Origin of the sequence: Acetobacterium sp. KB-1, assembly GCF_003260995.1 — a bacterium.
Taxonomy (GTDB): Bacteria; Bacillota; Clostridia; order Eubacteriales; family Eubacteriaceae; genus Acetobacterium; species Acetobacterium carbinolicum.
On sequence record NZ_CP030040.1, the window covers coordinates 2,125,972 to 2,146,371 of the forward strand.

21 protein-coding genes are annotated in these 20,400 nt (G+C 36.5%); 4 read left to right on the forward strand and 17 right to left on the reverse strand.

Annotation, left to right across the window (positions count from 1 at the left end; all coding sequences use genetic code 11):
* Positions 1 to 5: 5 nt before the first annotated feature.
* From DOZ58_RS09875 to DOZ58_RS09900, 6 genes are all read right to left on the reverse strand, one after another.
* Complete coding sequence (locus tag DOZ58_RS09875) at positions 6 to 404, reverse strand: hypothetical protein (RefSeq protein ID WP_111888123.1); 399 nt, start codon at positions 402 to 404, stop codon at positions 6 to 8.
* Positions 394 to 783 (reverse strand): hypothetical protein, encoded by a 390-nt coding sequence (locus DOZ58_RS09880; RefSeq protein WP_111888124.1) that lies wholly within the window; start codon positions 781 to 783, stop codon positions 394 to 396. Before DOZ58_RS09880 ends, DOZ58_RS09875 begins: the two co-directional genes overlap by 11 nt.
* Positions 767 to 2,989 carry an ATP-binding protein gene (locus DOZ58_RS09885; protein WP_111888125.1) on the reverse strand — a complete coding sequence of 741 codons (2,223 nt, stop codon included), beginning with the start codon at positions 2,987 to 2,989 and terminating at the stop codon, positions 767 to 769. Before DOZ58_RS09885 ends, DOZ58_RS09880 begins: the two co-directional genes overlap by 17 nt.
* 290 nt (positions 2,990 to 3,279) lie before the next feature.
* Positions 3,280 to 3,663 carry a hypothetical protein gene (locus tag DOZ58_RS09890; RefSeq protein WP_111888126.1) on the reverse strand — a complete coding sequence of 128 codons (384 nt, stop codon included), beginning with the start codon at positions 3,661 to 3,663 and terminating at the stop codon, positions 3,280 to 3,282.
* A 14-nt stretch (positions 3,664 to 3,677) separates the two neighbouring features.
* A complete protein-coding gene (locus DOZ58_RS09895; RefSeq protein ID WP_111888127.1) occupies positions 3,678 to 4,793 on the reverse strand; it encodes a nucleotidyl transferase AbiEii/AbiGii toxin family protein in 1,116 nt (371 codons plus the stop codon).
* A 9-nt stretch (positions 4,794 to 4,802) separates the two neighbouring features.
* Positions 4,803 to 5,552: a DUF6577 family protein gene (locus tag DOZ58_RS09900; RefSeq protein WP_111888128.1), complete on the reverse strand. Its 750-nt coding sequence runs from the start codon at positions 5,550 to 5,552 to the stop codon at positions 4,803 to 4,805.
* Between the two features lie 356 nt (positions 5,553 to 5,908).
* On the opposite strand from DOZ58_RS09900, the gene DOZ58_RS09905 reads away from it, so the two are divergent.
* A complete protein-coding gene (locus tag DOZ58_RS09905) occupies positions 5,909 to 6,070 on the forward strand; it encodes a DUF6132 family protein (protein ID WP_111888129.1) in 162 nt (53 codons plus the stop codon).
* A gap of 17 nt (positions 6,071 to 6,087) precedes the next feature.
* Positions 6,088 to 6,651, forward strand: a complete 564-nt coding sequence (locus DOZ58_RS09910) for a hypothetical protein (protein ID WP_111888130.1) — start codon at positions 6,088 to 6,090, stop codon at positions 6,649 to 6,651.
* 72 nt (positions 6,652 to 6,723) lie between these two features.
* On the opposite strand, the gene DOZ58_RS09915 is transcribed toward DOZ58_RS09910, so the two are convergent.
* Both DOZ58_RS09915 and DOZ58_RS09920 read right to left on the reverse strand, forming a co-directional pair.
* Positions 6,724 to 7,218: a flavodoxin family protein gene (locus DOZ58_RS09915; RefSeq protein ID WP_111888131.1), complete on the reverse strand. Its 495-nt coding sequence runs from the start codon at positions 7,216 to 7,218 to the stop codon at positions 6,724 to 6,726.
* A 29-nt stretch (positions 7,219 to 7,247) separates the two neighbouring features.
* Positions 7,248 to 8,000 carry an alpha/beta fold hydrolase gene (locus DOZ58_RS09920; RefSeq protein WP_111888132.1) on the reverse strand — a complete coding sequence of 251 codons (753 nt, stop codon included), beginning with the start codon at positions 7,998 to 8,000 and terminating at the stop codon, positions 7,248 to 7,250.
* A gap of 886 nt (positions 8,001 to 8,886) precedes the next feature.
* On the opposite strand from DOZ58_RS09920, the gene DOZ58_RS09925 reads away from it, so the two are divergent.
* Positions 8,887 to 9,660 (forward strand): hypothetical protein, encoded by a 774-nt coding sequence (locus tag DOZ58_RS09925; protein ID WP_111888133.1) that lies wholly within the window; start codon positions 8,887 to 8,889, stop codon positions 9,658 to 9,660.
* 281 nt (positions 9,661 to 9,941) lie between these two features.
* On the opposite strand, the gene mscL is transcribed toward DOZ58_RS09925, so the two are convergent.
* The 4 genes from mscL to DOZ58_RS09945 form a co-directional block, all read right to left on the reverse strand.
* On the reverse strand, positions 9,942 to 10,337 hold the full coding sequence (gene mscL / locus DOZ58_RS09930; protein WP_111888134.1) for a large-conductance mechanosensitive channel protein MscL: 396 nt from the start codon (positions 10,335 to 10,337) through the stop codon (positions 9,942 to 9,944).
* Positions 10,338 to 10,382: 45 nt separating this feature from the next.
* Entirely contained in the window at positions 10,383 to 10,718 is a 336-nt protein-coding gene (locus tag DOZ58_RS09935; RefSeq protein ID WP_111888135.1) for a YddF family protein, read from the reverse strand.
* A gap of 157 nt (positions 10,719 to 10,875) precedes the next feature.
* Positions 10,876 to 12,474: an MFS transporter gene (locus DOZ58_RS09940; protein ID WP_111888136.1), complete on the reverse strand. Its 1,599-nt coding sequence runs from the start codon at positions 12,472 to 12,474 to the stop codon at positions 10,876 to 10,878.
* A complete protein-coding gene (locus DOZ58_RS09945) occupies positions 12,471 to 13,031 on the reverse strand; it encodes a flavodoxin family protein (protein WP_111888137.1) in 561 nt (186 codons plus the stop codon). Before DOZ58_RS09945 ends, DOZ58_RS09940 begins: the two co-directional genes overlap by 4 nt.
* 510 nt (positions 13,032 to 13,541) lie before the next feature.
* On the opposite strand from DOZ58_RS09945, the gene DOZ58_RS09950 reads away from it, so the two are divergent.
* Complete coding sequence (locus DOZ58_RS09950; RefSeq protein ID WP_111888138.1) at positions 13,542 to 14,261, forward strand: 4Fe-4S dicluster domain-containing protein; 720 nt, start codon at positions 13,542 to 13,544, stop codon at positions 14,259 to 14,261.
* Between the two features lie 391 nt (positions 14,262 to 14,652).
* Here the strand turns inward: DOZ58_RS09950 and DOZ58_RS09955 are convergent, their stop codons facing one another.
* The 5 genes from DOZ58_RS09955 to DOZ58_RS09975 all read right to left on the reverse strand — a co-directional run bounded on the left by DOZ58_RS09955 (position 14,653) and on the right by DOZ58_RS09975 (position 20,191).
* Complete coding sequence (locus DOZ58_RS09955) at positions 14,653 to 15,552, reverse strand: hypothetical protein (protein ID WP_242988473.1); 900 nt, start codon at positions 15,550 to 15,552, stop codon at positions 14,653 to 14,655.
* Between the two features lie 120 nt (positions 15,553 to 15,672).
* A complete protein-coding gene (gene glf / locus DOZ58_RS09960; protein WP_111888140.1) occupies positions 15,673 to 16,764 on the reverse strand; it encodes a UDP-galactopyranose mutase in 1,092 nt (363 codons plus the stop codon).
* Positions 16,765 to 16,967: 203 nt separating this feature from the next.
* Complete coding sequence (locus tag DOZ58_RS09965; RefSeq protein WP_111888141.1) at positions 16,968 to 18,020, reverse strand: lysylphosphatidylglycerol synthase transmembrane domain-containing protein; 1,053 nt, start codon at positions 18,018 to 18,020, stop codon at positions 16,968 to 16,970.
* A gap of 26 nt (positions 18,021 to 18,046) precedes the next feature.
* On the reverse strand, positions 18,047 to 19,087 hold the full coding sequence (locus tag DOZ58_RS09970) for a glycosyltransferase family A protein (protein ID WP_111888142.1): 1,041 nt from the start codon (positions 19,085 to 19,087) through the stop codon (positions 18,047 to 18,049).
* 504 nt (positions 19,088 to 19,591) lie between these two features.
* Positions 19,592 to 20,191 carry a helix-turn-helix domain-containing protein gene (locus DOZ58_RS09975; RefSeq protein ID WP_162624494.1) on the reverse strand — a complete coding sequence of 200 codons (600 nt, stop codon included), beginning with the start codon at positions 20,189 to 20,191 and terminating at the stop codon, positions 19,592 to 19,594.
* Positions 20,192 to 20,400: the final 209 nt, after the last annotated feature.

Consider the following 20,400-nt stretch of genomic DNA (forward strand, 5'->3'; position numbering starts at 1 on the left):
AATATTTACCACACGCAGCTTCTTCCATTAATATATATACCATTCTCCTCTAGTTCAAAAGTATCAGTTGTGAAAAAACTAGTTAAGGTATCTTCATCACTACTTGTATATCCCATGTAGGTGTAAAATCCTTTTCCCTTATATTTTTTATACTTTTCAGCAGCTTCTTCACCAAATACTTCTTTCACATTTTCATAATTCATTTCATCAAAATCAAAATATCTTAACCCTCTAAATGTTCCATTAATAATATTCTCACATAAATCCCACGCATGTTGTTCTATAATAGATCCCTTTTTAAAACCTAGTTTTTTAAACAAATATTCCGGTGTTAATTCTTTTTTTGATAATATAAGAAAATTTGTAGATGAGCTATTCGTGACATATCCTATTCTAATCTTCATTGCGAATTCCTCCCACGTATTTCTTAAATGTATCAACCAATTTATCATCATAGTTAAATGAGTAAGCAATTTGATCTCTTTTGATTTCCATATTTGTACATTGCAAATTTTTATTAATAATTTCTTCTACCAAATCCTGACTCAGATTAAACCTACATATCAAAAAATCTTTACAAGAAGGAAATTCTTTACGATAATACTTTCTATAAAGTTTACTGACTCTATATGCATTTCCAAAATATTGATTATATATACGTCCAATTGTTTTACCAGCATATGTATTGTTTTTTACACCATAATATTTCTGCATTTTTCTTTTTGCTCCAATACTAATTTTATCAAAGAAACAGAACCCATTCGTTTTAATAATAATCATCATTCCCCTCTCCGTCAAAATAATATTGTTGTCTTATTTCTTCTTTAACAGCATCAATATCGCAATCTCTTTTTATTTGCTCTTTTAACTTTTTCCTTCCTTCCCATTTAAAAAGCATCATAAATATGACTTCAAAGTGTCTAAATCTTGCCAACGCTTCTTTAGAAACGTCATGTAATTCTTCATCGATTTTGAAAAAATCTGTATGGCTAATACAGTCTCTTCCAAATGCACCTACACAATTATCTATAACTTTGATAAATACCTTTTTATCGTGAATATCTCTAAGAAAATGAAACAATATCTCCAATGAATATGGACCATGTTCTTTTTCCTGAAGAACTAAAAAACTAAAAAGAGATGATAATAAGTTCCCTGGATTCTCGTATACAATATATTTCAAATATTCTTCTTCACATACCAATTGTTTTTGACTATTTTGAAATATCAGCCTTAATCCCCATCCTTTTAACCGTTCATTAGACATATAATTTCTTCCATTAGCTTTAACATCAGCTGGTTTAATAAACTTTTCAATTATTTCACTACACAACTGTTCATCGTTCCTACTGTTATAATCTCTGTATATATAATTTACTACTCCTTCAAAACAAACAGCCTCCTCTTGGAACAGCCCGTCAAGATATTGTATAATCTGTTCTTTTTCTGGTAGATCGTCCTGACTTTTACACATTCTCATCAAATTGTATCTTGCTATACAGTAATCCCTCAATTCATCAAACACGAAATATATTACGCCTTCTTCATTTTTTAATATTGAATCTTCATGATGTATCAGTGTTTTCGATAACAAAATAGTTCCATCAACTTTTTCATATATATGTTCATCTTTTTCACTAATCAACTTATCGGATACAAAACCATAATCATTTCGTTCAGTCATAATCTTAACAATTTTATCTAAAAAGGCTCTGATATCAACTTGTTTCTGTTCCCCAATTTGATTAATATATTTATCATAAAGCATATAATAATCCATATCGTTAACTATTTGCTTTGTACCCACGTGCGTTTCAAAAAACATACGCATAAGTAATAACTGTTGACTTAATTTGTTTCTTACAAACAACGATAATACACCATTAAATATAAATTCCTTTGAATATATGTCAAACATTCTATTTACAGCATTCCTAGAATACATCTGCTCTTGTATGTTATCGTATAACGCTATATGTCTCATATTTTCAAGCAAAATTTTCTTGTATCTTGCCTCAAAATATTCACTTCGACAGGTAATAAGTACACGAATATATTTTTTATCTAATAATTTATCCAAAAACACCGGTAACTTTTCTAAAAATTCTTTATTGTTATTTTCATTTACTGCATCAATAATGACATATGTTGGTCTAAATCTTAATCTACTTAATATTTCAACTGCAATCATACATTTTTCATGTTTCTCAACTAATTTTAAAAAGTTCAATTGTTCTTCAAAATATCTTTCAATGTCATTCTCCATCTCTTTTGCATTCATAAATACACAAGGATATTTTAGACTAAAGAGTAGCTCCGAAAAGCTACAAAGAAGATTAGTTTTACCATTTCCAGCGCTTCCAGATAAAATCACATAATTATTTTTTATATATTCAGCTTTTTTACTTAGTGGCAACAGAATTTCATCATATTTATTAGAGTAAATTCGAAATATAACCATAGAATCTTGATACTTTGATGGATATTCAACCTGGTCATTATGTACGTCATTCAAAAACCGTCTAGTTTTCTCTATTGTCTCAATTACCTTATCAATTTTGCTATACATACCTAATGAAAATAAAACATCTCCATTATCACGAAAAACTTCTTTTAGTAAATCACCATATTCATCATCAAATACACTATTAAAATCTTGTATGATTCTTTTTTTCCATTTCCCCCTATACAAGAAATATCGTAAGTTCTCTTTTGAATCGTTTAATTCAATAAATAATCCTCGTATATATTTTTTCTCTTTTACTAATTGATCTATTTTTTCTTTACTTTTTCCATTTACACGTTTTCTATAGCGAGCAATTGTTATCACGACAGCTATGCATAATATTATTATTCCTAAAATAGCTAGCCATGTAAACATATTGCTAAAAAAGCTTGCAATAATACCAAACCATCCATCATCAATTTTTTCTATAATATTTTTTTCAGACTCTTGTATTGGGGTCGTACTTAATGCTATTTCCCACATATAATCCACTCTTCTCTTATTTTTGTTTATTCCTTACGCCACTGCATTTACATTAATCTCTTCAATAACCTTCCTTATCCCCATCCACACATTCAAATCCGTAAAGATTTCCACAACACTTCCCTTATTTGTAAACGGTGATTCCTGAAGTACCCATTGCACAAGGGGACGGTTCTTTTGTGCAAATTCCTTTGTCCTAACGATGTGGAGACGATTCGTTCGTCATATTCATCCAATACCAAGGAGCCGTTTTCTTATTTTGTCCATTTATATTTATGACAAACCGCTATTTATTCCATCAAAGTAAGCTGTTCCTCGAGCAAGCCTTTAGAAATATTCATTGCTTTGATTAAATTTTCAAGACGTCTGTGGTGCGTGGTTCCCTCTTCAAATTTCCCCTGTGCTTTTTCACATTTGCTAATAACTGAAACGACTGGCTTAAGTGCTTTTATTAATTCTTCTTTTGTGTACTGTTCAATTATTTTTTGTTCCTTTTTAGCTAGTTTATTTTCTATCAATAGCTTTGAGATATCCATTGCTTTGATTCTATTTCTAAGCAGTGAACACTGGGAGGTTCCTTGCGCAAATTTCCCTTGCATTTTTTCACATTTGCTAATCGTTGAAGCTACTTCCCAAAGCGCAGCAGTTAATTCTTCATTGGTGTAATTTTCCATAACAACGCTCCTTCTCAATTTTCATTTGACCTAGAAATAGGTCGTTTGGAAAATTCTTCTTGGTCGAGTATTTCAATGCTTTTATACCAATAAAAATACGCTTCAGGATCAAATTTCATTATTGTTTTAAATTTTTTATATTCCGGATTTTTAATCACCAACATCCTTAAATCAATTGTCTTATCAAAGCGTTGAATATCAGATATCCCATACTTAATCAGCAATGATAGATAAGCCGCTTTTGAAGCGCTGTTCACCGCTCTATCGGCAATATAATTTATTGAGAAAATATAATTCTTTATCCTTTTAATGCCAGTCTGTAATAACTCAAATGTTTCTTTCTCGATCCGCCCGCGTTCTCCAATGATTTTCGAGGTCAGAAAAATATCGTCAAGCACATCAATATATGTGTAATCATCCATTCCTCTGTACATCAACTCCTGCTGGACCATCATTTTAAATGTATCACCAACTACTTTTATGTTTTCCATTCTATCAAATAAGTTGGCCACATCAAACAGCTGTTTAATAATTTCTAGTTCTTTGTTTTTTCCGTAAGGAATGCCCGTTGTGTTGGGAGCATAGGCTGTTAATTTATCACCCAGAATACAATCAATATTGGGGATCTTGACTAATCTGCATGGTTCTTCATAATCAATGAATTTACAATTAATGTCTTTCTCAATAATTTCAGCATAATGGCTCTTTTCAAATAATACATCCAATAGAACATAACTTTCTGATTCATCCAGTGCCGATTTGTAAAAAATCTTATAATGGGCTTTGGGTACATCATTACTCCCGTTTCTTTTATTTTCTTCAAATCGATTAAATACATGACTCGCCTCGACGACCCTACTCAAAATCGCGTCCAAATCGACATCCTTCTTATTTTTCTCGATGATGATATCAATGTCAATAGAAAAACGATGCATTTCATCCAGAAGCAGCAATAAGGCGGTTCCGCCTTTAAAGATAAACACTAGCTCAGTTTGCGATAAATTTTCGAGAAGGTACAGTGCTTTTGTCACTTTTTCAATTAATGCAGGATCTGCTTTCTTGCTCCCACGTTTGTAATCATTGCTGATTTTCTGAATCCATTCTTCAGAAAATGTATTGTTATGGATCATTTAGTTACCTCAAATGTAAATCTCTTTCTGATCGATAGCCGTTTCTTTTTTTAGAAATTCTAAAAAACGCCCTTTTACCTTTCTTTTCGTTGCATAGCGGTTCAGTTTAGACTGATTAATGCTAAAGGTTTCAAAAAATACTTCATAGATATTCTTTAATTCTCCACCTTGATAAGTCACGTATAATTGATCTTCCACAAACAGATCAACCATTATTTTTTCAATTCCGGGTATGCTGATCCCTTCCCTTATTTCAACTGGTGATTCTACCACCAAATTCTTGACAATAACATTCTTTTGTCCTGGTATCATATATGTTTCTATCTCGTGATTGTCTGGATTTATAAATACGTTCTTCATTGATTCCTGTAAAAAAGCAAACACCGATGATACTGCATCCTTATCAACTTCAATAATAATGTTACTAGTAATAGGTTGGTGAACCATGTACTTATTTAACCAGCTTGTATCCCATATGTTCACTTCACTATATGGAAATTGTACTTTAATCTTCTTGTAAAGATTCTTCATTTTCTTGTCGATAGGGGGGGAGAAATCACTTTTTCTTGTTGCTGTGTATAATCCTCTTTTTAAACTCTGAATTACTTGTTCCTTTTTCAAATGATAAACCCGCCACCTAAAAGTCGTTTCTTTTAAATCCGGCTCTTCTTCTAAATAGAATTGGTAAAGTTGATTACTTGCAAACGGTTTATCCCCGAATTCTTTAATCAATTCAGCAGTTCTTAATTTATCGTTCACTTTATCTCATCTCCGATTTTTCTTTTCCAACAAACGGGGCCTTTTTTATTTAGGCCCCATTTGTTGGGTTTGCTCTATGTGTAATTATAGTCTCTAAAACTCAAAATATCAAGAAAAATAAAAACCCAACAAACGGGGCCTTTTCAATTTAGGCCCCATTTGTTGGGTTTTATTTTTTAGCTTGAGGGGACGGTTATTTTATGGTGTATTTCTCAAATAAGCATAAGTCCCCCTGGCAACAGGGCTTCTGAACTATCCGTTTATTTACTGTGATCTAATCACCGATTTCAAAAAAAGTCTTTGATACAATAAGAAGCATTCATTTCATTTATCAATTTTTTATTCGGAGGTATCAAATGTATATTAAAATAATAGGCTCACTTGTCGGTGGCGCATTGGGACTTCTCTATTATAAACTGGTTGGCTGCTCCAACGGCAGTTGCCCCATTACTGCCAAACCCCATCGAACTGCGATTTATGGCGCCATTCTTGGTTTTATGATCAGTTCTTCCTTTTAAATTAAAGGTGCTGTTGTATGAAAAACAATCAATTCTTATTCCTCTTGGTACTGACTTATTTTGCGTTGGGATTTGTCAATATTCACTTTGCCATTTTGGGTCTCGTCTGCATGATGTTACCCTTTATTTTATTATTTAAAAACCGCAAAAAAACCTGGTGTCAAGGCTATTGCCCCCGGGCCAGCCTGCTGAGCACGACTGGCAAACTTACTTCGAAATTTTCGTTGAAAACACCAGCCTTTTTTATCCAAGGTAAGATGAAACGGATTATGCTTATCTATTTTGGCATCAGCCTAATCTTTATCACCATGTCCACCGTTCGTGTTGGACTAGGCTTTTCACCCGCTTTGGAATACCTTCGTTTTCTGATTGTGATTCCCCTGCCATTTGAAATGCCTCAATTGATCATCTTTGAAAGGCTACCAGCTTGGTTGACACATCTGTCCTACCGTTTTTATTCCATGATGCTGACTACCACGTTTATCGGTGTGATCCTGTCGCTGGTTTACAAACCGCGCACCTGGTGTACCATCTGTCCCATTTCAACCATTTCCAGCGAGTATATTAAATATTTACGTTGACCTCTTGCGCATCGCACTGAAAAAGCCCCGGACAACGCCGGGGGCTTAGAGACATCGAGGACTTTTCATTTGTCACAATTCCAGGTTCAAGGCAAATTCCGCTGCATTCCTTAAATCCTCACTGTTTGGTCTACCTTTATTCATTCCACCAAAGAATTTAAGAAAACTGTTGGTATTAAACCCTTTGCAGCTAAACTCCCCTTTTACGATGTATCCCTTTGACACAAGTTTCTGTCTTAGTACCGAATGATCTTTTACTACCTTATCTTCTCCTATAATCGCACTGGTAGAGAAGATAAAGCAAGGCTTTTTAGACACTTCCGGCAACTGATCAGCTAGATCCAGTAATTCTTTATAGTGACTGCCACTGTCGATGCCTGCTCCAAAGCCAATCAGGTCATAATCCTCAAGATCTTTCAGCGTGACCTGATCAATTCTTTTTACCGGGGCATGTAATACTTCGGCAAATACATCAGCAATTTTTGCGGTATTGTTGTGATGATAAGAATGAACAATAATCAGACACTTTCCTCCCTCGATGGCCATAACACGATTTTCTTTCGGCATGGTTTTTCACCTCTCATTTTTATTTCACTCTATGATTTTAAAAATTCGGTCATTTCTTTTAGATATAAATCCGGGTTTCCGACACACAATTCCCCGTGATCAAATCCTTTGAAAACCTTGATCTTAACACTGGGGGATTTTGATAATATGCAATTTGCATATTTTTTTCCCAGCCACGCCTCCTTGGAACCATACCAATATGCGATATCGGTCTTGGAGTCAACAATTGAATCTGGAAGGGCATAACTAAAAACCGACACATGGGCATTTCTGCAGCTTTGACCTGTCATATTTGCCCCAATTCGAAAAACGTCATCAACCATTTCCGGGGGATAAAAGGTTCGATTTAGTAGATGCTTCAAAAGCCTGCTTCCTTTTTTCATGCTATGCGCTTGCCTTATTCGATAATTTACAGACAAGTCCAACAAAAATTTATTCATTGGAACGATCGGCCCTGCATCAACAATTGCCTTATCAATTTCAAGTCTGTTTTGAACAATTATCTCAACCACAATTGTAGCCCCCAGCGATGCTCCGCAAATTGCAAAGACATGTTTCCCATATGTTTGTAAAACATAATCACTTATATCGGTAGCCGCTTTTTCAACCGTCATAAACGTCGAATTATTTTCTATGTCATGTCCATCCAATACCGGCACAATAACAAAATAATCATTACTTAAAACATCTATTTGAGGTTTCCACATTCTCCAGGATATGCCATATCCATGAATGAGAATGATCGATTTATTCTGCTTATTTCCAAATTCTTTAAATAACATCCCGTTGCGCTCCTAATCCATGACTATAAATTTTAATTGTTTCAAATTTGGTTTTGCTCGTGATTTTTTTACATTATACCACCGCCAGGATGTTTCCGTCTCAACCAATTGCGAAGTTTTCTTTAGTCTCCATTTATTTTTCTTTTTAATTGCAATTCGGGAGACCATAAAGCCTCCCGAATTGCAATGTGTTTATTCTTGTTTCCACACTTCTAAAATGATAAAATATCATTACAATCATCGACCATTCCACTCGGATAAAAGTACTGGCTTAACAAGTCTAAAAGCAAAACCAATCTTATTATCATTGTCCTGGAATAATTATTCGTCAATTAAACGTCTATTTTAATAAAATAAAACTATACTTTTCGAAAGAAAAAAAGCTGAATCAATCCGTTGAAGATGAAGTGATTGCTAAAATGCCAGTCGCCTTGTTTTACTAATTCCAGCTATTGGAGTTGTCAATCTGGCACACATCTTTTATTTTATCATCAGTTTTACGCCGAAACCCTCCTTGAAGAAAAATGGGTAAATGGAATTGTCTTCATCCATACGGTTAGTGCCGTGATCGCTCTGATCCTGTCACTTGCTCTCATTCACATCAATAAAAAAAGGCGGCTCGTTTACGTTTGAAAATAATCGAAAATTTCGCAGCCCTTTTTGTTCTCATTCTCGGAATTTCACTAGTGTTAGTTGATCAATATGCCACAACAAAATCACCCCTTTTTTAGTGGTTTGTACCGTATTGGGAGGTGACGTGGGGACGTTTCGGGACCTATGACATTTCGGATTAACTGTTGGCGATATTAAAGAAATTAGCCTTATTGCCGACAATAGATATTGAACATAAAGACACACTTATCTACAAAAAGGAGACAATGTTTCGATGAAAATAAATTCTATTGATAAAAATTTGTATAACAGCTACAGTCAAATGACAACAAGGCAAAAAGTGATGGAGAAAAGCGAACCGTTCAATCCGGCCGTTTCAAAAAAAACGGATACGCTTGATATTTCAAAAGCAGCCTATAAAACGGCGGTAAGTGACGAGACGATGTCTGCCACATCTGGAAAAGACTCGCTTGGAATAACAAAAGGCCAGAACGCCAACAGTTATATTATCCATTTTTCTGATTCAGCGATGGTAAGCAGAGCTATTTCGAGAGGCTATCTAACCGTTAACGGTGTCGATATCCAGCTTTCAGATGATTTGAAAAAACAATTAACTGAAATAGATAATCAGGCCCAAGTTGACCGTGAAGCTGCTTTTTATCAATATATTATGGCACATGATCTGGCAGTCTCCAAACAACAAAGTGAAGCATGGGCAAGTGCCTACAAAGATTTAGCGGAAGCGATTGAAATAGCCGCAAAAATTTCCGCAGGCGGAAAAGTATCCAGTTCTGACCTAAAAAAATTGATGGACACAAGTCCGCAGCTTTATGCGATGGCAATGGCTGCAAAGATGATGGCAGAAAGACAAGAAAAACAGACTGATACTGGAATGACAGACAATGAAGAAACAAGCAAAAGCGATACTGTCGAACAAGGCGTTAGCTGGTCTGATTTTGAAAGGAAATCTTATGAAACACAGATGAGTGTCACGATGGATGATACCCCATCCGCTACCAGTGTTGAAAAAAAAGAAGTTATTCTTTAATAAAAGAATTGTTTAAGCCGTGGATAATGCCCAAGGAGCACACGGGGACGTTTTTTTGTGCTGCCTTTGCCTAATAACGTCCCATATGTTTATTGTCCGTACCGTACTAAAACCAAATTTCGGAGTTGTAATCGTTAACAAACTACGAAAAGGACATCTCATCTCAAAGTATGAACCCCCTCGAATTCGAGGGGGTTAAAATCTGAATTATGCAAGGATTCCCACCAGCCAAGAAATTCGAGGCTATTTTTCGAGAGTTTTAAACGAACACGCTATTTAAACTATTTTGTTTTGAGAATATCGCGAATTTCTTCAAGCAAAAGCGCTTCTTTGCTCGGCACTTCAGAGGCAATCGCTTCTTCAGACTCTTTTTTTCTTCTAAATGTAAAGAGTTTAATAATCCCAAAAATAGAAACTGCAATAATTAAAAAATCAACCATCGACTGGATAAATGCGCCATAGCGAATGGCCACTTCAACAACCTCTCCACTTGCAGGGGTAATGATAAATTTCAAATCTTCAAAATTAATCCCTCCTAATAGAATCCCGATTATTGGCATTAAAATATCATTAACCAATGATGTGACTATTTTCCCAAAAGCTGCACCAATGATCACCGCAACGGCAAGATCCATGACGTTACCTTTCAATACAAATTCTTTAAATTCTTTTAGCATTTTAAAACCTCCCTGTTATTTTTCACCCGATGCCCCCAGTCCATGCTATTCTAATCGTTCCATTAACTTTAAACTGTAACCAACTTCTATAACTTCTTGCCTAGACAAGATAACCCCTTCAATCGGTCTTTTATTTAATTTAAATACAATCGCTATTTGATTTACTTCTTGTTCAAATTGGATTCGATTAAAAGCAATTTCCACACCTAGTAATTCTGTCATAATTTCTGCTGTACCTTCATGACCAATTGCTGAAATATATGGACTTTCTTTAACTAACCTCCTAGCCGTTTCAAAATCAATATCACTGATACGATATATACCATTCGTTGTTGCAACAGTTCCATTTAAAAATGCGATTGATAATTTATTAACGTTCAAATCATCTTCTCCTTAAATTCTTCAAAATTATGTATAACCTTTGTAAAGGTAATCAAAAAACAAATCAAGAACCTCCTGAATTTAAGGAAGCCAAGGTTCTGGATCATTGCAATAACAACAATGCCGTCATTCAAAAGGCCATTTATACCTCTTATTACTACTCTTTCAGTTTTACGTTTGGTAATACGAAAACTGCCAGCAGTAATCCGATACTTACAATTACCGTAAGAACAATTCCTACTAAATCCATTGACATCGACATTGCATTGGTTACAATACTCGCTATTTTCGGTTCTACCACTTCTTTAAATGTCTCTACATTCTGAATGAGTAATTCGCGAATTTCATTTTTTGTCATATCCGTAGTATTTAAAATACTTGAATCAAGTATCCCCTGGGCAATATAACCAAATACACTTGAAAACAATACTGTTCCTAAAACTGCGACACTAGCAGATGCACCAAGGTTCTGAAATGTCGTTAATAATCCTGAGCCTTCGTTTTTCCATTCTATATTGACGTTTGATAATGCGAGGTTATAGGCCACACTGAATGCAATCCCCACACCAAACCCGATAAAAAGAAAGGCGGAAATAAAACTGCTACCACTGATATCGGTAAAATTCCCCCAAAACGGCATCCTCATCAAGGTAATACCTGTCAGCAACGAAATTAAACCAGCAACAAGCATAATTTTAGGTGAAAAACGGTAAATCAATCGTGTCACAAATAATGACGATATCAACAGTGCGATCGACAGTGGCATTAAACTGATCCCGGTATTGAACGCATTATAACCCAATGCATTTTGCATAAATACTGGCATGCAGAACATAATTCCTGAAAATGTCATCTGCCCAAATAAATACACGAATATGGCGGGTGAAAATATACGGTTACTAAATATCTGGGGATGAAATAAAACCGCTTTATTGTTTTTTACCCGTTTTCTCAACCACATTAAAAGCATAAACAAAAATGCAATTCCGAATAAGATCATGATAAAAGAGGCCGATAATCCAAATAATGAGAGAGTAACCCCGCCAATTTCAAATGGCTGCTTGGCATAAAACCAGCCATAGTCCTGTGCTGTTAATAGTCCTAAAACAATCAAAAACAATCCTAAAGCTGAAAACCAAAAACCCACAAAATCTATTTTCGGTCGGTTTTCTTTTACAATAAAATCTTTTGGTATCACCCCTGAAAATACTAATGCAATTATAGCAACCATCACTTCACCACCAAAGATAACGCGCCATGATAAATATGTGGTTACTGCTCCGCCGATAATCGGTCCGACTGCCAAGGCTACTGCTGCAACTGTCGCATATATAGACATTGCTTTTGCACGGTCACGGCCTTCGTAATTGCTGATTAGTATTGATAAAACTGCCGGCATCATGATTGCTGCTGCAATCCCTTCAATCACCGACCATCCAATTGCTAACATCATGATATTTGCACTCAATGCCGCCGTTAAGGTACCCACACAGTAAATCAATAATCCATATATAAATGCTTTTTTCTTTCCGATAATATCAGACAGTTTCGCTCCTAAAAGCATACAGGATGCCATGACTAATGTATATAATGACATTACCCCCTTGACCGTACTAACGTTTGTATTTAGATCCTTTACGACATTTTCTATCGATACATTCATTGCGGTTGTATCAATCACCATGACAAATACTGCCATTAAAATGACCAATAATATATTCCAGTTACTCTTCGCTTTGTTTATATTTTCTTTCATCTTTTCTCCGTTTTTCGGCCACTTGCGATTGCATAAGCGGCGGCTTTCGCTGCAACTCGTTTATAATCACTATTCCAACGGTTCACGCCAATATAGTCAAAAATAACCATACCGGTATGTCGACAGAAACGATCCATCTGTTCAAGACTGGTTAAGAGTCCATTTCCGGTTCCTCCGGCTGAAGCAATCATTAGAATCTGCTTATCACGCAAGACTTTTTGCCCATTAAATTCGCAACGACGAAGTCGATCAATAAAGCTTTTCCATGCTTCGGTTGTTTCTCCCCAATAGACAGGTGAGACCAAAATGATGGCATCACTTGCTTCGATCCGAGCGACAATTTCATCAAAGCCATCATTTCCAAACGTACAGAAATTTTCATCTCGACAAGGCCCCCAACCGTCACCACATACTTTGCATCGTATTAGTTCGTAATCACACAATCTTATTTCATCTACCTCGGCTCCGCCATCGGTTGCACCCAGCTTTGCCGCATCAATTACAGACTGACATAACCCATCTTTTTTGGGATTACCTGACAAAACACATAGTTTCATTATTTAAATCCTTTCTCTTGCTATTTTTGGTTATTTGTATTTAATGTACTTTATTTATTATACGCCTAACTGAGCGATGATCGCAACCTTATGATAAAAAAAGCCATTCTCGTGATATCCCAATGCTTGGCAATTAACACGGTCTATGAAAAACAGGCGCAATAGCGCACAACGAATCAGTTCATTTGAACTGATTCGTTCGTACTTCCTTCATCGCATTCCAAAAATCTTCAAGCTGATTTGACACCAATAAGCGCTCAGTAACCCCACGTCTACAAATATGTTAAGCAACGCATCTATTTATTTACAAATCCACCCGTCTACGCTAATATATCATAATGATCTATTAGCGTAGACAAAGACATGTAATAAAAAAGCCAGACCGAACTAAAACGTCAGATCGATTGGGGAGCGAACTGACAGCACTTTGCAGAAAATATTTATACATAGCCATGAAAGATTGAGCTGTGGCAGCGAAAAAAAAGATCTTGGATCAAAAGGAATTAGAACATGAAACAAAAAATACGTAAAGGTATTCTCACCTATTCAGCCCTGCTTTTTTCCCTAACCTTTTTCTTTATGTCGCCTTATGTCATTATCATGTCGGCCACCAATGGTATAGCAAACGGTAGCGCCTTGTTTTTTGGATTCTTGCTGCTGTTCTCGATAGTCGGAAGTCGCCTGTTCTGTGGCTGGCTTTATCCAGGGAGTGCCATTCAGGAACAGGCCGCGCACTCCAACAGCAAAGCCTGGAATGGGAAATGGAAAAACAGCTCAAAATACATAATCTGGTTTTTCTTGTTAGCTTTTGTTGTCTTTTTATGGATCAGCAACGGTCCCCTCGCTGTCAATTTTTTTAGTATGTATAGTCTGGACAGCCATATTTTTGTCATCTATATGATTGTTGTCACCCTAATCTATATCTTTGCATTGGCAACGGGAAAAAGGGGTATGTGTCATAGCTTATGTTGGATGGCACCTTTTATGATCATCGGAGAAAAATGCGCGGATTTATTGCACATTCCCCGGTTCAGACTTAAAGCCGAAACTGAGAATTGTATTTCCTGTGGACGCTGCAGCAAAAAGTGCCCGATGAGCCTTGATGTTGTGGAAATGGTTAAAACCAATCAAATGGATTCAAATGAATGCATCAGTTGTCTAGAGTGTGCAGATATCTGCCCCAAACAGGTGATTAAATTTGCATCAACGCCAAAGTTAAATGATAACTAATTGCACTACTTGTTTTTTAAACAGTTACCAAATGTCTGTCGAATATGACAAATAAAACGTCTCAGGTCATATGAATTCAAAAAATTAAAAGAGGTCCGGATTTCCTGACCTTTGTTTTCTGTCTGAAACCGAGGTTTAAAAACCTGGGTTTCTTTTATATAATGATCCTAGCTGCTTAAAAATGCAGTAGTATGCTTTTCCCATCCTCCTGAAACATGTTCATTTTTTATCTTTTTCATTTACCTTATTAACTCGGTTTATCTCAAACTGCTCCATTACCTACGGTAGATTTTCCACGCTCATTTGCGCTGCCGGGAAATCAGAAACTGAAAGTGAATTGATCCAGGAAACTGTAACTACTTAAAACGCATTTCTTCATCTGGATATTTATCTATGACAACCACAACGGGAATAAATTAGAAATCCAATTTGATGCCCTGATTTTTGATTCAAATCCCATATAACCCCTATAGGTATAGCGATAATCAATTTTCCACTGGTTTTCAGAAATTTGTTTGTTATTGATAAGCTTCATTAATGAGGCGCATTCTGGTTTATCGGTTAATTTCCGTTTGCCGGCAATATAGGTTAAGTCGGTAAGCGAAAGCGCATAGCTTTGAGGCATCATAATATCGGTAATATGGGCGCTAATCGGTGCTCCACTCGACAAACGCTGATACATATTGTGACGCAGCATGTAAGTGATGCCTTTATCAATCAATTCTTCCACAGCATTATCGGTGTAATCAACCGATTCAGAATAAGTGATTAGCGCGCGGATCGTCTTCCCGATTCCGATATAACAAGGCACCTTTCCTAAACAACCGCCATGTTTACACACGCCTTTATAGCGCCAGGTCGTCCTGCAATCTCTTTCAAATAATTGGTAGCTTTTAATCCAATGAAGGGCTGCTTTTGCTTCTTTGCTGTCTGCCAAACCAAATCGGCAATAAGCTTCCAAAAGAAGGGCATTATAGCATGGTACCAGTTCAGCAACTCCTCCCAAGCATGAAAAACCCTGGGGCGTTGATATGTTTTCATTTACATAACTCAGTAATTTTTTAGTGTAGGGCAAGTCCTGAATAAACGGTATTTCGCTTAATCCTAACAAACGAAATACGACAAATAACGGATGATCCACAAAATCACTGGTGAGTTTGGCTACCAGTTTTGACTGGTTTAATAAATTGGTTACTTCATCCCCATCGGGACTTCTTTTATCTTCAACAGCAAGCCGTAAAACCAATGCAGTATCCATCACAACCCCTTTATACATATTATTGTTGTCCATTGTACTCTAATCGTTGCTAAATTTCTAGTTAACCTGCACAAAAAAGCACCCAGAGTTAACCCGGCACTATTTCTGCTCTTGCTTCTTCGGTGAGAACGGAAAAAGTCCTCAATCCACCGATTATAAAAATCGCATTTCAAAAAATCGCATCGCCTGGTCAACCACAGCATCCATATTATAATAGCGATACTCCGCGAGCCGACCGGCAAAAATAACGTTTTTTTCGGCATCGGCTTTTGCTTTGTACAGTAAATAAAGTTCTTGCCATTCCTTTGTCGGAAATGGATAAAAAGGCTCTTCTCCATCACACGGAAATTCTTTCATGATTGTGGTTTTACGGCCTTGCTGTCCTGTTATTTTTTTGTATTCGGTAATTCGAGTGAAATCATAATCGTTGGGATAATTGACGACCGCGGATTTTTGAAACGATTCACAATCATGATCTTCCATCTCAAAACGAACGCTTCGATATTTCAGTTTACCGAATTGATGGTCATAAAAATAATCAATTGGACCGGTATAGATCATCTTGTCATAGTCAATCGCGTCGCGCACTTCTTTATAATCCGTATTCAGCATTACTTTTATGTTCGGACGATCGATCATTTGCTCACACATTTTAGTATAACCCGCTTTGGGAATCCCCTGATAGCGATCGGTAAAATAACGGGTATCGCGATTGAAACGAAAAGGTATTCGGGATATAACCGCCGGGTCCAATTCACTTGGCGCCACGCCCCATTGTTTCGTGGTATAGTTCATAAAGAATTTTTCATAGATGTCCCTACCCGCATTGTTTAAGGCCACATCCTCGCTACTTTTAATCGGTACCACGCTTTCCTTTTGGCTTTCAATAAAATCAACCATCTCAAACTGCGAAAAGTTGGTGTTATAGAGCTGATTAATGGTTTCCAGCGTAATGGGCATGGGAATAAACTGTCCGTCCACAAAGCTTAAGACCCGATGCTGATAATCACACCATTCGGTGAATTGACTCAGGTAATCCCAAACCGTCTGATTATTGGTATGAAAGATATGAGGGCCATAGTTGTGAATCAGGATATGATTTGCGTTATAACTGTCATAAGCGTTGCCACCGATATGATGGCGTTTTTCAATGATCAGTATTTTATTATTTTCATTTTGTGCCAACAGATTGGCAAAGGTCAGTCCTGTCAAACCTGCTCCAACAATGAGATAGTTTACTTTCATTTGATTTTCCTCGTATAATATTTGCAAGAAAATAATATATGGCATGAAACGACAGCCTTGCAATCTAGCGTCTGCTTTTATTTCGCATTTTTATGAATGATGATTCTGGTTAATAAATGGTTGTATGATTAAGCATAATTTTGCTTCGGATCGTTCGTTTTATTTCGTTCATTTTACTTCGTTCTTGATCGATCGATTTTTGATCAGGTGTTCTTTACTCTTTTTAATGATATCGCGTTTTTCTGATAGAGTAACGGCTTGGCAATGACAACAACCAAACTAATCATCACCAGGAAGTAGAAGTCCAACCCCCGGGTTACTAACAGTGACGGCGTTAACAATGCGTTTGTAAAGACCCCTTGGAAGACGGCATAGTACATCAATTCGGTAATACCTTGAGCTCCGGGTAAGGGCATCATTTCGACTGCCACGTAAATTGCCGCCTGAAGTAATACAATCGTGACCATTGAAGTTCCACTCATAGAAAATCCCCGGTATACAAAATAGGTAAGAACATACAAACAGTTTCGTTGCAGAAACGTCAAGATAAAAACAACCAGAACTTTCTTTTTGTTAAGCATTAAAAAATTGACAGCGCTATGGTAACCTTCAATAAAGTTTTCGATTTTTTGCTGACGTTCCGGCGAAAATTTAAGGATATGGATTCGAGTTAGAAATCCATCAATCGATCGCGTAATTTGGCGAACAATTCCTGGGATGAACATGGCAGCAAGCAAAACGGCGACGGATATAATATTAAGTGCCAGGCCCAGATAAAATAAAAACATATAGTTTTTAAGATAGTAAACCAACGGCGCATAACAAAAGACCAAAAGCGCAATGCCGATAAGCGCGAGTACCAGCTTGCTAAACAGCGCCAATATTATTAATATCACAGAACTTTTCGATAAAGAGTTTCCATCTTTCCGCATATAATAAAGCTGCATTGGCTGCCCTCCCACAGCAGTCGGTGTGATGGCTGAATAAAAATAGCCGATAAACGAATAAGCCGCACATCGTAGTATACTGTTCGGTTCACCAAGACTACGCATTAAATACCAAATGATAACCGCCTCAAGGATAACAAAAAGCAGCGCCACCAACATGGCTAGGAACAAGTAACCGATTTTCATACTGGAAATGGCCAGCAGGATCGCCGTAATGTCATTGCCTTTAAGCATCGTATACATCGTCAACCCCATGACGAACAGGAAAAAGAGCAGATAAAAGAGGTTTTTATTTACTTTTATAGTCATTCACCAGCCTTTCAATACAGATAACTTCAATTGAATTTATAAAGCTTTTGGGCAACGCGATAGCCGGAAATTGTTAGTTTCCGACCAATGGCACCGGGCATGTTGGTCAATCCACTCATGGATGTGTATTTCAGTTTTAGATAAAGACCTTTATCTAGTGCTTTGAGCTGGCTCCATAATTTGTTTTTTTGAAGCATGGATTCTTCGGAGTTAATCATTAACAATAAGATATTTGTGATGGACATGATGATTGAAAGATATCGACACATATATGACGCAAGTTTTGGTTCTTTCTTTTTGACAACCTGTAAATTTACACAGGTCAGCATTTGTTCGGTTACCCGGATTTGCTGATCGATTCGCTTGAGCATGATATCTTCATTCACAGATTGGTCATCACGGCCAATGAAATAATGATAAAGATCAATATTCATATAGTATAAGTATTTGACATAGGGTAGTGGTTGATAGGCAAAAATATTGTCAACATAGAACGTATGCTCTGGAAGTTTTACGCCGCTTTCTCTCAAAACTGACGTTCGAAAGATTTGAGAATGCATAAGCAAGTATTGAGACGGCTTAAAAAAACCAATATCCTGCCATGTACATAGTTTTTCTTCATCCAACGCATTCTTGTAAGAAATATCATGGCGTATTTCCTCATGCAAATGGTCATAGACGTAATTGCAGATGAACAAATCAGGAATAACAAACGCGTTATCTTTTTGTTTCAACTGACAAAAACTTCTCACTTTAAACATCAATTGATCCAACGCCTGTTGGTCCAGCCAGTCATCGGAATCCACAACTTTGAAATAAATCCCGGTTGCCTGTTCCAATCCAACATTTACACCCGAACCATGACCGCCGTTTTCTTTATTGATGACCCGAATGATGTCGGGATACTTGACGTTATAATCCTCGGCAATTTCACGGGTTTTGTCTTTTGAGCCATCATTGACGATGATGATTTCCACATCACTCCCGGCAAGTAAAAGTGAATCAATACAGCGTTTCATATAGTCTTCTGAATTATAACAAGGGACAACGAAGGTGATATATTTCATTTCGTCCACCTTTCAAATCGGCTACCGTGGGGCGATGCGCTTGAAGCGGCATATAATTTTCGACATTCCCGCCTTTGTGGCGCTGATACATTTAAACAGCCGATGAAAGTTATCATCGGCTGTTTTCGTGAAAGCACCAAAACAAATCCCATCTCATCTACTAAAAAATCCATCTGTTTCAACCCTCACGTTCTACGGCACGCATATAATAAATTATGATGCTTTCCTGTATCGATAATGTTTTTTTCATTCTGGCCTCCATTTTTGTCAGTGCATTAATTACACCGGAATTGCTATGCTTTTTACTGCACATGATCACTTCTGATTCGTTATAAATTCAATGCATCATAATTGTAACATCACAACCGCTTGGTTATTCTTAAATCAACTGTGCTTGCTTTTGCCAATAAAATGTAATTTTAAGACAGCAAAACAACCATAAGGAGCGTATGCTTTTTCCCCTTATGGTTGTTAAGCGAATTGGGTTGTTGTATCCGATTTAGTTTAGCCAATCAAAAAATTAATCGTCATCGATAAAACAATCCCAATAATACCACAGGCCACCCATTCTATAATCTTTCGGCTTAGTTTATTTTTTTCTTGATACCGCTTGACGGTATCCTCCAAGGAAATGGTAAGTTGGGTAATCTGTTGCGCCATTTCGTTAACGGTACTTTTAAAATCATCTGCTGTTGTGTTTAGAATTTTTTCTGAAATTTCTTCTGTTGGCATTATTTCATCTGAATGATCAGCTCTTTTGAATACACCTAAGCTGGAAGCAACAATTTTTTCGGTTTTATCAATTGAAATAATTGCGATTTGCTTCTTTTCCAACTCAACAAATTCAATCAACATCTTTGGACAGGGTGTTAATTTCTCTTTTGCCTTATTAAATGTCTCGACCACCGAGTCTTTTTTACAGCCATAAATTTTACCTTCATCACCAACACCGATAATCAATTTACCGCCCGATGCATTTGCAAACGATGAAAGGATCTTACTTAACAAATTGGGTCCACCAGTGTGTCGCCTGAACGCCACCCGATTATTATCACCATGATTAATCAATTCTAAAATTTCTTCACTAACATTGTTACTTGACAAAAATTTGCACCAGCTCTCATCACATTCTAGTATGTTCAATTGCAAACAGAGGTCAACAATTAAACGACAATATCCGTCATACTTCCAGCTACATCTAATTGTATTTTACATGCAACTTAATTTATATAACCATGTTATCTAATAAGATTAACGGCGTCAATATTTTTTTTAATATGCTTGCGAGCCGTCTGGTACAGATGAGCGTTTGT

Excerpts from the sequence above, each read along its gene's own strand:
- DOZ58_RS09875 (WP_111888123.1), bottom strand. The coding sequence starts at position 404 with ATGAAGATTAGAATAGGATATGTCACGAATAGCTCATCTACAAATTTT.
- DOZ58_RS09880 (WP_111888124.1), bottom strand. The coding sequence starts at position 783 with ATGATGATTATTATTAAAACGAATGGGTTCTGTTTCTTTGATAAAATT.
- DOZ58_RS09885 (WP_111888125.1), bottom strand. The coding sequence starts at position 2,989 with ATGTGGGAAATAGCATTAAGTACGACCCCAATACAAGAGTCTGAAAAA.
- DOZ58_RS09890 (WP_111888126.1), bottom strand. The coding sequence starts at position 3,663 with ATGGAAAATTACACCAATGAAGAATTAACTGCTGCGCTTTGGGAAGTA.
- DOZ58_RS09895 (WP_111888127.1), bottom strand. The coding sequence starts at position 4,793 with ATGATCCATAACAATACATTTTCTGAAGAATGGATTCAGAAAATCAGC.
- DOZ58_RS09905 (WP_111888129.1), top strand. The coding sequence starts at position 5,909 with ATGTATATTAAAATAATAGGCTCACTTGTCGGTGGCGCATTGGGACTT.
- DOZ58_RS09910 (WP_111888130.1), top strand. The coding sequence starts at position 6,088 with ATGAAAAACAATCAATTCTTATTCCTCTTGGTACTGACTTATTTTGCG.
- DOZ58_RS09915 (WP_111888131.1), bottom strand. The coding sequence starts at position 7,218 with ATGCCGAAAGAAAATCGTGTTATGGCCATCGAGGGAGGAAAGTGTCTG.
- DOZ58_RS09920 (WP_111888132.1), bottom strand. The coding sequence starts at position 8,000 with ATGTTATTTAAAGAATTTGGAAATAAGCAGAATAAATCGATCATTCTC.
- DOZ58_RS09925 (WP_111888133.1), top strand. The coding sequence starts at position 8,887 with ATGAAAATAAATTCTATTGATAAAAATTTGTATAACAGCTACAGTCAA.
- mscL (WP_111888134.1), bottom strand. The coding sequence starts at position 10,337 with ATGCTAAAAGAATTTAAAGAATTTGTATTGAAAGGTAACGTCATGGAT.
- DOZ58_RS09940 (WP_111888136.1), bottom strand. The coding sequence starts at position 12,474 with ATGAAAGAAAATATAAACAAAGCGAAGAGTAACTGGAATATATTATTG.
- DOZ58_RS09945 (WP_111888137.1), bottom strand. The coding sequence starts at position 13,031 with ATGAAACTATGTGTTTTGTCAGGTAATCCCAAAAAAGATGGGTTATGT.
- DOZ58_RS09950 (WP_111888138.1), top strand. The coding sequence starts at position 13,542 with ATGAAACAAAAAATACGTAAAGGTATTCTCACCTATTCAGCCCTGCTT.
- DOZ58_RS09955 (WP_242988473.1), bottom strand. The coding sequence starts at position 15,552 with ATGGACAACAATAATATGTATAAAGGGGTTGTGATGGATACTGCATTG.
- glf (WP_111888140.1), bottom strand. The coding sequence starts at position 16,764 with ATGAAAGTAAACTATCTCATTGTTGGAGCAGGTTTGACAGGACTGACC.
- DOZ58_RS09965 (WP_111888141.1), bottom strand. The coding sequence starts at position 18,020 with ATGACTATAAAAGTAAATAAAAACCTCTTTTATCTGCTCTTTTTCCTG.
- DOZ58_RS09970 (WP_111888142.1), bottom strand. The coding sequence starts at position 19,087 with ATGAAATATATCACCTTCGTTGTCCCTTGTTATAATTCAGAAGACTAT.